This is a genomic window from Pedobacter agri (genome assembly GCF_032678665.1).
GTDB lineage: Bacteria > Bacteroidota > Bacteroidia > Sphingobacteriales > Sphingobacteriaceae > Pedobacter > Pedobacter agri_A.
The window spans coordinates 495,124-508,849 of record NZ_JAVTSH010000001.1 but is presented as its reverse complement, the minus strand read 5'-3'; the positions used below and the strand labels follow the sequence as shown (position 1 = coordinate 508,849).

Sequence of the window (13,726 nt, the reverse complement as noted above, 5' to 3'; positions counted from 1 at the left end):
TTTCAATGTTTTCTGATAATAAGACGAAGTCAGGTGCAAAACGTTGCAGTCAAAAACGCGGTATTATACCAGCAGCACCAGCCTTTAGACCAACGCCTGTAATTCCTCGACGAAAAAGTGTTGGTAAGGTGAGAACATTTCAATTAACGGAACCATTTGATGCGCTAGATCAGGAATAAACCATAAAACCTGTAGGCATTACCCCCAAAGTGTGGAGAAAGTCTACAGTTTATAATTTCTGGCACAGCATTAATCGTCTGTAAATAAATGAATTAAGTATCTGTGCCAGCTTTGGCACCATTATGAAACCATAGCAAGTATTGTTACAAACATTAAATTTTAAAAATCATACTATGAAAAAGTTCATTTTATCAGCTACATTTTTAGCGTTCGCAGGATTCTCAGCAGTACAGGCAAGTGAAGTAAACTCAATCAAAAACACTGCAATTGTTGCAGTTCAAGATAGCGCAGTAAAAACTCCGGTAAAATTAGAAGAGTTACCTGAGCCAGTTACCACCGCATTAAAATCTGATGCTTATAAAGGTTGGGAAGCTACCGAAGCCTGGGCAGTTAAGGAAGGTGCAAAAGAGTACTACTTAATTAATGTTAAAAAAGAAGCAGAAACTGGTTCTGTAAAAATCGATAAAGACGGTAAGCCAGTTCAATAACAATAATTGCCATTTAAGGCATAATCAACCAGATCGTAGCTTCGGCTACACTTTAAATAAAATAGAACCACGAAATTGTTTCGGCAGTTTCATCACATTAAAATAGAATACCATGAAAAAGTTAATTTTATCAGCTGCGTTCCTAGCCTTTGCAGGATTCTCAGCAGTACAAGCGAGTGAAGTAAATACAATCAAAAATGCTGCAATTGTTGCAGTTCAAGATAGCGCAGTAAAAACTCCAGTGAAACTGGAAGAATTACCTGAACCAGTTACAACAGCATTAAAATCTGATGCTTATAAAGGTTGGACTGCAACCGAAGCCTGGTCAGTTAAAGAAGGCGCAAAAGAATATTACCTTATCAATGTTAAAAAAGAAGCAGAAACAGGTTCTGTGAAAATTGATAAAGACGGTAAACCAGTTCAATAATCCCCAAATATTACATCTACCTAGTATAAGAAAAGCCAGTTTTTAACTGGCTTTTCTTATTTTTGTTGTATGGCGAAAATCCTGATTTTAGAAGACGATACAACATTTGCTCAATTACTTGAAGGTTTTTTAACGAAAAACAAGCATGAGGTTACGCTCGTTACCCATATCAAACAATCTTTTAAATTAATCGAAAATGAAGCATTTGACTTGTTTTTGATCGATTATCGCCTTCCCGACGGGATTGGTTTTGAAGTAATCACACATTCCAGAAACCTGGGGCTTTCTACGCCTATTATCATCATGACCAGTTTTAACGATGTTCGAACAGCTGTAAAATCCATGCAGATGGGGGCTTTTGATTATATCACAAAACCTGTCAACCCGGATGAACTTTTGATGGTGATTAAAAATTCGCTCAGCAAAAAAGATCCGAAAGAAATTAAAATTGAAGCCACAGATACCGATTTTATAAAAGGCAAAAGTGCCACGGCAGACAGGCTTTATGAACATATTGCGCTTGTTGCGCCGACGGACATGTCGGTTATTATTCAGGGCGAAAGCGGAACAGGAAAAGAATTTGCGGCCAGAACCCTGCATCAACAAAGTAAACGGGCCGATAAACCTTTCGTTGCCATTGACTGTGGTGCGCTATCGAAAGATTTGGCCGCAAGCGAATTGTTTGGGCATATTAAAGGTGCTTTTACGGGTGCTTTAAATGATAAAAAAGGTCAATTTGAGGCCGCAAACGGTGGAACATTGTTTTTAGATGAGGTCGGAAATTTAAGTTACGAAGTGCAGATTAAATTGCTCCGGGCTTTGCAGGAAAGGGTAATCCAGCCTTTGGGCAGTACCAAACAAGTTGCCGTTGATGTTCGAATCATTACTGCAACAAACGATGATTTGCTGAACAGCATTTCGGGTGGAGAATTTAGGGAAGACCTATATCACCGTTTAAATGAGTTTAAAATTCAATTGCCTGCGTTGCGAGATCGGGGTGGCGATTTGGAACTATTCATCAATCACTTCATCACTTTATCAAACCGCGATTTAGATCGCAACGTAAAGAGCGTTTCTACCGAAGCAAAATCATTATTGTTAAATTACGATTGGCCTGGAAACTTACGTGAGTTAAGCAATGTAATTAAAAGAATGGTTTTATTAACGCCTGGTGAAGTAGCACAGGTTTCGGCATTGCCTGATGAAATGATGATTTCGGTGAACCAGCAAACGCTACCCGGAAGTTCATCAGATTTAAAAGCAGTTAACGAGCAAAACGAAAAGGCGTTAATCACCGAAACGTTAGTTAAAGCAAAACATAATAAATCTAAAGCCGCTAAAATGCTGAACATCGACCGCAAAACGCTTTATGCGAAGATGGAACGATATGGGATTGAATAGCAAGTTTGGTTTCTCAAATTCATAAAATTTGGCACTTTATATGAACGGTCGTCACCCTGTCCCGAAAATTCGGATCAGGGTCTTTTAGGATGCTGAAATAAATTCAGCATGACGATTACCAAAAGGATAAACTACTTCTCCCCAATCGGTTCCATCTCTTCCATCACCTTAATTAAAGCATCGAGTTTTCTCAGTTGCTTTAAAACCTCAAGCTTAATTTCGTTACGGATGCCTTTTTCGGCGATTTCAATTTCGAGTGTTCTTAAATCGTGGGCTAATGTTTTCGATCCCATTTGCGCAGTTCTACCCGCAAGGCGATGTACGATCAACCGGCTTTTATCCTGATTACCTTCATTCAAATGTTTTTTAAGCTCGGCAGCATCTTCAATGCAATCATGTTTAAATCTGTTCAGGATTTTTTCAAGCATTTGCTGATCACCAAAGGTCATTTTTTCAATGGAAGAAAAATCGAATTCTGGTTGTGCAGATAAAATTTCAGTTTTTTCGAAAATAGAAAGGAGATCTGCGGCCTGGAATGGTTTCATAATTAAACCATCGAAACCCTCACTTAACACCATTTCACGTTCTTCTGGTAAAACCTGGGCTGTAATGGCGTAGAATTTCACATTTGCCGGAAGTTTTTTCTTCAATAGGTGGCAAAGTTCAATGCCGGTCATCTCGGGCAGGCGCATATCCACCAATACATATTTTAAATGGGCAACAGGTGCTTCATGTAAAATATCTGCCACCTGATTGAAGCTTTTATATGGAATTTTATTGCGCTCGAAAATCAATCCACATAAATCTAGAATTAGCTGGTCATCATCAATTACCCAAACTGTTCCGGGGTTAACGATCGCATAATGGGTAAGGTCAAGCGGGTCGATAATGCGTTCTGAAGTTTCCAGATAGGTTAAATAAATGTTGAAGGTTGTGCCTATTCCAGGTTTGCTTTTTACGTGGATTCTGCCGCCCTGAGCTTCGATAAGTGATTTTACGATGGGCAATCCTAATCCGGTACCCGTTTGATTAAGCACATACTGCTCAGGAGATTCAATTTGCTCAAATTCATTGAATATTCTGGTCATGTCTTTCTCTTCGAAACCAATTCCAGTATCTTTTATAATGAAATGAAAATGTAGATTATCCATTTGTTTTTTGCAGGAAACATGCAAACTGATTTCTCCCTTTAAGGTGAATTTAACGGCATTTCCTAAAAGGTTGAAAAGAATCTGCTTTAGCCTGAAAGCATCACCTTTTACTACTTCTACATCGCCTAAATCTAAATGGCTAACCAATCGCAATGATTTTTTTTCAGCCAGCGGGCGAACAACTGCAGTAACTTCGTCGAGAATTTTTCTCACACTGAAAGCCTGATTATTGAAACTGAATTCGCCTGAAATAATCCGGTTGTAATCGAGCACTTCGTTTACGATTTGCAATAAATGGATGGATGACTGATAAATGGCATCAATATCTTTTTTCTTAGGATGATCCTGTTGGGAAATTACCTCAGCATAGCCTAAAATAGATTGAAGCGGGGTTCTGATCTCATGGCTCATGTTCGATAAAAAACGTTGTTTAGCTTTTCCATGATATTCTGCTTCATCTTTTGCAAGTTCCAGCTCCCGGCGATAGCGATTACTTTTGGTAATGTCGGCCAGGATGAGGTAAAGCAAAATTACGGTTAACAGAAAAAACGTAATAATAATGGCAGTAATCTGTGTAATGCCATCATTCACTACCTGCTTCGCCTGGATTCCATTCAAATCTACCTGTGCCACGGCCTGGCCTTCAACCTGCCTTAAAATCTGAAGGATTTGGCTGGTTAATTTGTTGCTTGCACCAGAGAGTTCCGCTTCACGCTTAATAAATTTCTGACTTTTCTTCTTCTGTTCCAGCTCAATGTTTTTCAAAGAACCCGTCATGCTTTTCATGATGCTATCTTCTGCTTTAGCATTCAGGGTATCACGTCTTACCTTAAATTCTTCATTGATAATCTTATAAACGTCGGCTTTCTTTTTTCCGAAGAGTTTACTTAAAAAACCTTTCGATTTTTCATCTTCCTCGGGGGCAACAGTTGTGGTAGACGTTGTTGTTTCAGTCGTTAAAACGGCACTATCGGTTTGTAAACCGCGTGAGGCTACAAGTTCGTTCAGTTTTTTTACCTCATTGGAAAATGATTTTGTGTTTACCAAAGTCTCCCGAACCTGTAGGTAGGAAACGAACTGCTTATCGCGTTGGGCAAGCAGGTTAATGATCGATTTAATTCTGCCCAGCTGTGCAGAATCTCCCTTGTATAGTTTACGAAGCGAATCGAGGCTTACCCTTACTTTTCGCGATTCTCTCAGGAAATTATAATCTCCTTGTTTATTAAATGCCTCATCTCGCTGAAGCTGATCTAACCGGGCGATTTTATGCGACAGGTCATTCACAAGCCGAAGTTTATCGTTAGGTGCCGAAATAACTTCAACAGTATTCAACATCCTGGTAAACGCAAATTTGCTAATGCCCCAGGCTAAAAGTAACGCAAAGCAGGCAAAAAGAAACCCAATAATTACTTTACTTTTTATTGCCCGAAAAAAACGCTTTTGTATTGCGGCTGCCATGAATGGGGAGATTTTATATGCTTATTAAACGAAAATTTTCGACGAATAGACACGTTTAGATGATTTATACAAATAATGTACCAATGAAGTTTTAACTTTTCCAGTGATTTAAGATGTTAGATGTGAACCGGGATTGCTGAATTACAGCAATAACTGTAACGCTTAGGGCGACGGCCCAGCTATATAAAATAAAGTTTCACGTGTTTTCTGCTGGCGGATCAAATTTATTTAACTTTAAGCAACCCTAAATCATGAACCGCATTGATCGACTTTTCGGGATTTTAACCCTACTGCAATCAAAGAAATACATTTCTGCTGATAAAATTGCTGAACGTTTTAACATCAGCATCAGAACAGTTTACCGCGATGTTAAAGCTTTGCAAGAGCAGGGCATACCGGTGAGTTTCGAACAGCCAAAAGGCTATTTTTTGGTTCAGGGTTATTTTTTGCCGCCGGTATCGTTTAACATGGAGGAGGCGAATGCCTTGCTGTTGGTCGAACGTTTGGTTAATGGTTTTGCCGATCATTCCATCCGTACCCATTATTCCGCAGCACTTACCAAAGTGAAAGCGGTATTAAAATCCAGTCAGAAAGAGAAGCTGGAAACAATGAACCAACACATCAAACTGCAAATTCCCGAGCGTTTAAGGTTCAACTACGAATACCTTTCACTTATTCAAAATGCCATTTCTGATCAAAAAGTGGTGGCGATTGAGTATGTAAATGCCAAGGAGGAATCGAGCAGACGTGAGGTAGAACCTATCGGATTGATTTTTTATGCATTTAGCTGGCATTTAATTGCCTGGTGTCATGTAAGAAATCAATATCGCGACTTTAATCTGACCAGGATCGTGTTGTTGCATTTAACGGATAAATCATTCCTCAAAACCGATCATATGCCTCTAAATGATTATATGAATTTATTGCCGGTAAGTTATTGATTAAACCCTGTTCCAATTCAATAATAATTTCCTTTGCCAAGAAACACGATTGATTTAGGCTGTTTCAGCTTAATTTTTCATATCCATAAAAATTTAACTATTTTAACCGAGGATTTGGTAATGCCTTTACATGAGAGAAGCTTTATTTGTTAAAAAGAATACGGAAAAGTGGCAACAATACGATCGGATGCAGCAGGCAAATCCTGATGAAGTGGCCAATCAGTTTATAGAAATTACCAATGATTTAGCTTACGCGAAAACTTTTTATCCAAAATCAAAAACTACCGCTTATTTAAACGGCCTGGCTTCCAAATTGCACCAGTCTGTTTATAAAAACAAAAAAGAAAAATCGAATCGTTTTATTCATTTCTGGAAAAGCGAACTTCCGCTTTTATTTCTCGAACATCGCAAGCAAGTTATCTACGCATTGTTATTCTTTGTCATATCATGTGCAATCGGAGCAATATCGGCTAAATACGATGATACATTTGTGCGTCTGATTATGGGTGATCAATATGTAAACATGACCAATGAAAATATTGCTAAAGGCGATCCATTTGGTGTTTATAAACAATCGAACGAATTCGTGATGTTTATACAGATAGGCCTGAACAATATTTACGTTGCCCTGTACACATTTGTTTTAGGGATTATTTTTTCCTTTGGATCCATCGTTTCACTTTTTAGAAACGGCATCATGCTAGGCTCTTTTCAGTATTTTTTCTTCAGCAAGGGTTTAGGCATACAATCTATATTGGTGATTTGGATACATGGAACACTTGAAATTTCGGCCATTGTATTGGCAGGAGCAGCCGGACTTGTTTTAGGTAACAGTTTTTTATTTCCAAAAACCTACACCCGGATGGAATCAATTATTAAAGGAGCCAAAGATGGGCTGAAAATAGTTTTAGGATTGGTGCCTATATTTATCGTGGCAGCATTTTTCGAAAGTTTTATTACCCGCCACACAGAGATGCCGCTGTTCTTAAGCATTTCAATTTTGGCCGTATCTGCCGCATTCATCGTTTGGTACGTATTCATCTACCCCGTAAAAATTATCAAGAAGCTAAGTTAACATGATAGGAAAAATCGAATTTAAAAAACGCAGAGATTTCGGCCAGGTAATAAACGACACATTTACCTTTATGCGTCAGAATTTTAAGCCTTTAATAAAAACCTATTTTACGTTTTGCGGCCTTTTTGTATTGGCGAGTATGTCTTCTATGCTAGTTTATCAATATAAAATGGTTAACATAATTAATACCATTGGCAATGGAAGATCAACCAGAGGTTTGGGTCTTGGCAGCATTTATGGACTGGAATATTTCCTTTCTTTACTCTTCTCGCTGGCAACCTATGCCAGCATGACGGTGGCAATTTTGTCATTCATCACATTGTATGTTCAAAAAGGAAATCAGGCTCCTACTACCGAAGAAGTTTGGGGTTACTTCAAGTATTACTTCTTCAGGGTTTTCGGTAGTGCAATCGTCTTGATCCTGATGTTGATCGTTGCCTTTATTTTTTGTCTGGTTCCCGGGTTTTACCTATTTCCATTTATAGCCATGATGTTTCCGATTATGGTTATAGAGAACGGTACATTTGGTTATTCCTTTAGCAGAAGCTTTAAAATGATTCAGGATAACTTTTGGGTAACCTTTGGCACTTTAATCGTAGTTTGGATTATTGTTTACGCCTGCATGAGCATGGTGGTTTTACCAACCACATTGTTTGGTATGATTGGCATGTTCACCAGCAAAACCCCACACATGTCATTGCCTTTAAGTATGGCTACTACAGTTTTGCAATCGCTCTGCCAGGTATTCACCATCATACCAGTCATTACCATCTCACTTTCTTACTTCAGTTTGCTGGAGCAAAAAGAAAACACAGGCTTAATGGAACGCATCACCAATTTCGGCAGCACTGAAAAACCAATTGATACGCGACCAGAAGAATATTAACATGCTGAAATTCTTTTTTAGATATGCCTTCGCGATCCTGCTGTTTTTTCTGTCGGCAAGTACATATGCCCAAGTTGTAGTACAGCCAAAACAAGAAAAATCTGTTGTGCAAACAGACAGCAGCAAGCTTGTGCCTGCAAAGTTCGATAAACAAGCCATCAGCAATTACAAGAATCAAAAAGCGTTTCAATATGATGAAATTCAGGCCAGGCAACTTTCGCTTTGGGATAGGTTCTGGATGTGGTTTTGGAACACATTGATGAAGTTATTTACCAGTGCGGCATCAAACACCGTTTCAAGGTACTTCTTTATCGGTCTGGGTGTTGCGTTGGTTTTGTACTTTATCTTCAAAGCAATTGGCACAGAAAATATCTTTAGCAAAAAATCGAAAGAAGCGGCTTTACCTTATGATATCATTTCGGAGAACATTCACGAGATCGATTTTGAAACCGAACTGCAGCGTTTAATTGCAGCGCAAAAATATCGGCTGGCCGTACGGTTGCTTTATTTGCAAGCGTTGAAAAAGCTGAGTGATGCCGAAATTATCCATTGGCAGCCTGATAAAACAAACTATAACTATTTAACTGAAATTACCAGACCGGAATTAAAAGACGATTTCAGCAGGCTTACGCTTCAGTTTGATTATATCTGGTATGGCGATTTTCCAGTTGATGAACATAAATTCGAGCCCATTAACCAGTCATTTAACCAGTTTAACAACAAAATTAAATGAGAGGGTTTAAAATTTATTTCGCGTTAGGAGTAATCCTCATATTGATTTACCTTGTGGCACAATACAATAAGCCTACCCCAACCAATTGGGCGCCAACTTATTTATCAACTGATAAAATTCCGTATGGTACGTTTATTTTGCAAGATAGGATAAAGGATATTTTGCCTCAGGCAACAAAAAGCGAATCGAAAAGGGCTGTTTATAATACGTTAAAGGGCAAGAGCTTTAATCATGCAACATATTTTATTGTTGCGCAAAAGGTAGATGTTTCCAAAACGGATTTCGACGAGATGAAGAAATTTATGCAGGCCGGAAACACGATATTCATTGCCAGTTACGACTTTGGAAAACTAGAGAAAGAACTTAAAATTTCCACATCAACAACAATGTCGGCCGATCGCCCTTCGCTTAACTTTACTAATCCGAATTTAAAAACTGATGCCAATTATGGTTTCGAACGTGGGATAGGAACACAGTTTTTTAGCAAAATCGACAATAGAAAAGCAATTATTTTAGGCATCAATAATGTACAGAAACCAAATTTTGTTAAGTACAATTTTGGAAAAGGTGCCCTTTATTTAATTGCAGAACCAGGTTTTTATACCAATTTTAACTTGCTGGATAAATATGGCGCTGAATACGCGGCCAAAACGCTCAGCTACGTTCAAAATAGTAATCAAATCATTTTCGATGGTTATTTCTCTGCCCAGAAAAAAGATACCACAGATGTTTTAAGGGTATTTTTCAAGCACCCTGAACTGAGATGGGCTTATTATCTTGCCATTTTTAGTCTGATTATTTTCGTGCTGTACGAAATTAAACGCAGGCAACGCATCATTCCGATTGCCGATCCACTTAAAAATTCATCTGTAGAATTTGCAAATGTGGTGGGCAGTGTATATTACCACGAAAGAGATAATTTAGATATTGCCAAAAAGCAAATCAATTACTTTTTAGAATATCTTCGCAGCAGATACTACATCAAAACCAATGAAATTGATGCTGATTTTGCAAAGCTATTAATGGAAAAAACCGGTATTAATGAACCTTCTGCAAAAACACTGACCAGATATTTTACACAAATACCAACCATGAGTGAGTTGAGCGATCATGAACTCATCAACTTAAATCAAAGCATAGAAAATTTTTATCATAACACACAGGCGCATGGAGCAAGAACAATTTAATCAACGTACAGATTTAAGTGCTTTAACCGAGGCAGTAGATCAAATTCGAAATGTACTTGGGAATATTATCGTCGGACAAAAACAGGTTATCGATTTTTTAATTGTGGGTTTGCTTGCCGATGGCCACATTCTGATTGAAGGTGTACCTGGCGTAGCCAAAACGCTTAGTGCAAAATTGCTGGCCAAATCTATTGCTGCTCAATTCTCGAGGGTTCAGTTTACGCCAGATTTAATGCCTTCTGATGTTTTAGGAACACCAATTTTTAACACGAAAACCGGCGACTTCGAATTTAGAAAAGGACCAATTTTTGGGAACATTATTCTAGTAGATGAGATCAACCGGGCCCCGGCCAAAACCCAATCGGCATTGTTTGAAGTAATGGAGGAGCGCCAGGTAACCATTGATGGCGAAACTTACATCATGGATGAACCGTTTATGGTATTGGCTACACAGAACCCAATTGAACAGGAAGGAACTTATCGTTTGCCAGAAGCACAGCTGGATAGGTTTCTGTTTAAAATTGAAGTTAAATACCCATCACTAGAAGAAGAAACAGCAATTTTGTTGGCGCAACACGGTTTGGTAAATAAAACTTTAGCCAGCGATGTTAAACCTGTTTTATCAGTACAGCAGATTCAGTCAGCCCGGGCAATTATCCGCAGTTTGTTTGTGGAACCGAAGCTGCTGGAATATATTGCGAAAATTGTGAATGAAACACGCAACAATGCGTCGCTTTATCTGGGTGCATCACCTCGGGCATCATTGGCTATTGTGCATAGCGCAAAAGCATTGGCAGCCATCCAAAACCGGGATTTTGTAACACCAGAAGATATCATTACGGTTGCTGTGCCGGTTTTAGCACACCGCATTTTGTTATCGCCTGAAAAAGAAATGGAAGGTTTAACCACCAGTGATATTGTTCATCAGATTATTAAGAAAATAGAAGTGCCGAGGTAGATTGTTGGCGGTTTCCGGTTAGCAGTTTCCGGTTAACAGTTTTCAATTCACAATTAACCAATTGACCAATTAAACAATTGAACAATTTCAACAATTAACCAATTGACCAATTAACCAATTCTAACAATTAACCATTTGAAAAAAATCTTTCAGCAATATTACATCAATCTATTCCTAAAGGATCGGTTTTTCGCGGCCTTGGGGTTTTGTATTGTACTTTTTCTACTGAAATTTTTCTTCACCTGGTTGGGTGACATTCCCGAAATTGCTACAGTTGTGGTGTTCATCCTGTTATTTGTTGATGTTTTTATTCTTTACCGGATTCAACAGGGGATAGATGCGCAAAGATTTACTTCAAAACGTTTAAGCAATGGAGATGAAAATCCCATTCAAATCGAAATTAAAAACAGGTATGGCTTTGGCGTAAACGTAAGGGTAATTGATGAAGTTCCTTATCAGTTCCAGTTGAGGGATAAGGATTTTAGGCTGAGTTTGAAATCAGCTGAAGTAAAATCCATCCATTATAACTTGCGGCCAACCAAACGTGGTGAATATGAATTCGGATTTATCAGGGCTTATATTGCTTCGCCACTGGGTTTCATCAGCCGGCGCTACAATTTTGATGGGGCCAAAGTTCTTCCGGTTTATCCTTCATTCATCAACCTTGGTCAATACGAATTAATAGCCGTTTCCAGGCACCTGACAGAAATGGGCATTAAGCGGATCAGAAAAATCGGGAACAGCAGCGAGTTTGATCAGATAAAAAATTATGTAGGAGGAGACGATATTCGTACCATTAACTGGAAAGCAACCGCCAGAAAAGGCAGTTTGATGGTTAATAATTATACTGACGAGAAATCGCAAAACATCTATTGCATTATCGATAAATCGCGGGTAATGCGGATGCCATTTGAAGGGCTAAGTTTGTTAGATTATGCCATCAACGCAACTGTGGCGCTTACCAAAGTAGCCATGCTGAAAGAGGATAAGGCAGGTTTGATTACCATCTCTGAAACGATTGGCTCAATCGTTCCGGCCGACCGTAAATCTGCTCAGCTTGGCAATATCATGAATGTGCTTTACAAAGAAAAAACAAGGTATCTGGAAAGCAATCTGGAAGCTTTGTATAGCAGTGTTCGTGCAGTTGTTAAACAACGTGGACTATTGGTTTTCTTCACCAACTTTGAAAGTTTATCTGCCTTGGAGCGGCAGCTGCCTTACCTGCAGAGACTTTCGAAATATCATTTGTTACTGGTGGTATTTTTTGAAAACACTGAACTGAAAACCCTTAGTCATGCGCCCGCAAAAGATGTAGAAGGCATTTATCATAAAACCATCGCTGAAAAATTTATCTATGAGAAGAAGTTAATGGTGAAAGCCTTAAATAAACATGGCATTTTATCCATTTTGACATCGCCTCAAAATTTAACACTAAATGTAATCAACAGGTACCTGGCTTTGAAAGCGCAACAACGGATTTGATTGGGTGTTTGGTTGGTTAGTTGTTTGGTTGTTTGGTTGTTTGGTTTTTTTGGTGTTTGGTTTCTTGGGTGTTTGGTTTTTGGTTAAGTGTCGAATTGTTTAACTGGTTAATCGTTAATTAAAAACGGCCAATTGCCAACCGCCAATTGAAAACGGCAAATTGCAAACTACCAACTGTCAACTAAAAACTACTCCTCTTCCCTGAAATACACTTTATAAAAGTTCATCGATTTATCATCGTCGTAACCCTTTTCAATCATGTCTTTGTTGCCATGAATATAGATGTGGAAGTTTTTATCGAGTTTTAAAACACTTTTATAAGCTCTGGCCTGTTTTTTTACTGCCGATTCTGCAATTTCGAAATGATCAGCAATAGGGCTTTCAAATTCCTCTTCGTAGCTTTTCTTGTAATTTTTAAAAGATTCAATTCCCTCTGCATTACCAATTACTTCATTACCGAATTCTTCAATATCAAAGGTTTCCTTCTCTTTAAAATATTTCATTGAGCGGTTTAACAAATCAATTTTATCCGCTTTGCTAATTTCGTAATCGTCATCCAGTTTCTGCGTTACAAAGTTTTTGTAAACGCCTAAAACGTTATTGGTTTGGTTGTAGCTATCATTTCTAATCTTCAGTTTCAAAAACTCATCTTTCCAGTAAACGGCAGATTCATTGCTGCTTTTGGCCTGATCAAGCACCACTACTTTATAACCTTCTTCTTTATCGGTGTTAAAAATCAGGCAACCCTTATCCAGTTTGTTAATGCTAATGGCGTCCTGCTCGTAACTCATGTTAAACCCATCATCCTTCGGAAAAACTTTCAGGTAAGTATCTTTCGTTTCGGATTTAAAAATGCCGATCACATCTAATTGCTCTCCTTCAATTTGCACTTTTTCAAAATACGCTACATACAATTCTCCAGATTTTATCTTCGGATGATTGGCCACATCATATAAGTATTTTGCCAGTTGCTGCGAATCTTCGTGAAAAAGTTCATTGTTTTCAAAAATTTCATGCGCAAAATGATAAACCTCATTCAAATTCAGGTTATCATTCGGGTGGAAAAAACGATAGACCTCATTCACTTTTTCGAAAGGCTTAAGGAAATATTGCATCAATAAATTGCCCAAAACCTCATCATCAATATTTAATGGCGCATCAGATAATTTGTAATATTCCTCTACCAATTTATTTCCGGTATGGTGGATAGAAAGTTGCTTTAAGTTTGCCTCGAAAAATGAAATCATGGCGGCAAAAGTAATGAAATATTTAGCGATGTATAATTAAATCTGGCGATCTCAAAAAAATCAAAAATTGTAAACAATCGTTTAAAACCCTCTTGTACCAAACGACACTGTT

The 13,726-nt window shown here is 38.2% G+C and carries 12 protein-coding genes; 10 read left to right on the top strand and 2 right to left on the bottom strand.

Annotation, left to right across the window (positions count from 1 at the left end; all coding sequences use genetic code 11):
- The first annotated feature begins 353 nt into the window (after positions 1-353).
- The 3 genes from R2Q70_RS02290 (at position 354) to R2Q70_RS02280 (ending at position 2,496) form a co-directional block, all read left to right on the top strand.
- Positions 354-668 (top strand): hypothetical protein, encoded by a 315-nt coding sequence (locus R2Q70_RS02290; RefSeq protein WP_316806057.1) that lies wholly within the window; start codon positions 354-356, stop codon positions 666-668.
- 112 nt (positions 669-780) lie between these two features.
- Complete coding sequence (locus R2Q70_RS02285; RefSeq protein WP_265799702.1) at positions 781-1,095, top strand: hypothetical protein; 315 nt, start codon at positions 781-783, stop codon at positions 1,093-1,095.
- A 69-nt stretch (positions 1,096-1,164) separates the two neighbouring features.
- Complete coding sequence (locus tag R2Q70_RS02280) at positions 1,165-2,496, top strand: sigma-54 dependent transcriptional regulator (protein ID WP_316806056.1); 1,332 nt, start codon at positions 1,165-1,167, stop codon at positions 2,494-2,496.
- A gap of 131 nt (positions 2,497-2,627) precedes the next feature.
- Here the strand turns inward: R2Q70_RS02280 and R2Q70_RS02275 are convergent, their stop codons facing one another.
- Positions 2,628-5,105, bottom strand: a complete 2,478-nt coding sequence (locus R2Q70_RS02275; protein WP_316806055.1) for a hybrid sensor histidine kinase/response regulator — start codon at positions 5,103-5,105, stop codon at positions 2,628-2,630.
- Positions 5,106-5,356: 251 nt separating this feature from the next.
- On the opposite strand from R2Q70_RS02275, the gene R2Q70_RS02270 reads away from it, so the two are divergent.
- From R2Q70_RS02270 to R2Q70_RS02240, 7 genes are all read left to right on the top strand, one after another.
- Positions 5,357-6,046 (top strand): YafY family protein, encoded by a 690-nt coding sequence (locus R2Q70_RS02270; RefSeq protein WP_316806054.1) that lies wholly within the window; start codon positions 5,357-5,359, stop codon positions 6,044-6,046.
- Between the two features lie 130 nt (positions 6,047-6,176).
- A complete protein-coding gene (locus R2Q70_RS02265; RefSeq protein ID WP_316806053.1) occupies positions 6,177-7,121 on the top strand; it encodes a stage II sporulation protein M in 945 nt (314 codons plus the stop codon).
- Position 7,122: 1 nt separating this feature from the next.
- Complete coding sequence (locus tag R2Q70_RS02260) at positions 7,123-8,007, top strand: hypothetical protein (protein WP_316806052.1); 885 nt, start codon at positions 7,123-7,125, stop codon at positions 8,005-8,007.
- A 1-nt stretch (position 8,008) separates the two neighbouring features.
- Entirely contained in the window at positions 8,009-8,740 is a 732-nt protein-coding gene (locus R2Q70_RS02255) for a DUF4129 domain-containing protein (protein ID WP_316806051.1), read from the top strand.
- Positions 8,737-9,927, top strand: coding sequence for a DUF4350 domain-containing protein (locus R2Q70_RS02250; protein ID WP_316806050.1), 1,191 nt, complete (start codon positions 8,737-8,739; stop codon positions 9,925-9,927). Before R2Q70_RS02255 ends, R2Q70_RS02250 begins: the two co-directional genes overlap by 4 nt.
- Positions 9,908-10,885 (top strand): MoxR family ATPase, encoded by a 978-nt coding sequence (locus R2Q70_RS02245; RefSeq protein ID WP_316806049.1) that lies wholly within the window; start codon positions 9,908-9,910, stop codon positions 10,883-10,885. Before R2Q70_RS02250 ends, R2Q70_RS02245 begins: the two co-directional genes overlap by 20 nt.
- 135 nt (positions 10,886-11,020) lie before the next feature.
- On the top strand, positions 11,021-12,367 hold the full coding sequence (locus R2Q70_RS02240; protein WP_316806048.1) for a DUF58 domain-containing protein: 1,347 nt from the start codon (positions 11,021-11,023) through the stop codon (positions 12,365-12,367).
- Between the two features lie 188 nt (positions 12,368-12,555).
- On the opposite strand, the gene R2Q70_RS02235 is transcribed toward R2Q70_RS02240, so the two are convergent.
- Positions 12,556-13,614, bottom strand: a complete 1,059-nt coding sequence (locus R2Q70_RS02235; protein WP_124911339.1) for a nucleoid-associated protein — start codon at positions 13,612-13,614, stop codon at positions 12,556-12,558.
- Positions 13,615-13,726: the final 112 nt, after the last annotated feature.

What these genes read in the sequence shown, in the direction of transcription:
- R2Q70_RS02290 (WP_316806057.1), top strand. Translation starts at nt 354, where the DNA reads ATGAAAAAGTTCATTTTATCAGCTACATTTTTAGCGTTCGCAGGATTC.
- R2Q70_RS02285 (WP_265799702.1), top strand. Translation starts at nt 781, where the DNA reads ATGAAAAAGTTAATTTTATCAGCTGCGTTCCTAGCCTTTGCAGGATTC.
- R2Q70_RS02280 (WP_316806056.1), top strand. Translation starts at nt 1,165, where the DNA reads ATGGCGAAAATCCTGATTTTAGAAGACGATACAACATTTGCTCAATTA.
- R2Q70_RS02275 (WP_316806055.1), bottom strand. Translation starts at nt 5,105, where the DNA reads ATGGCAGCCGCAATACAAAAGCGTTTTTTTCGGGCAATAAAAAGTAAA.
- R2Q70_RS02270 (WP_316806054.1), top strand. Translation starts at nt 5,357, where the DNA reads ATGAACCGCATTGATCGACTTTTCGGGATTTTAACCCTACTGCAATCA.
- R2Q70_RS02265 (WP_316806053.1), top strand. Translation starts at nt 6,177, where the DNA reads ATGAGAGAAGCTTTATTTGTTAAAAAGAATACGGAAAAGTGGCAACAA.
- R2Q70_RS02260 (WP_316806052.1), top strand. Translation starts at nt 7,123, where the DNA reads ATGATAGGAAAAATCGAATTTAAAAAACGCAGAGATTTCGGCCAGGTA.
- R2Q70_RS02255 (WP_316806051.1), top strand. Translation starts at nt 8,009, where the DNA reads ATGCTGAAATTCTTTTTTAGATATGCCTTCGCGATCCTGCTGTTTTTT.
- R2Q70_RS02250 (WP_316806050.1), top strand. Translation starts at nt 8,737, where the DNA reads ATGAGAGGGTTTAAAATTTATTTCGCGTTAGGAGTAATCCTCATATTG.
- R2Q70_RS02245 (WP_316806049.1), top strand. Translation starts at nt 9,908, where the DNA reads ATGGAGCAAGAACAATTTAATCAACGTACAGATTTAAGTGCTTTAACC.
- R2Q70_RS02235 (WP_124911339.1), bottom strand. Translation starts at nt 13,614, where the DNA reads ATGATTTCATTTTTCGAGGCAAACTTAAAGCAACTTTCTATCCACCAT.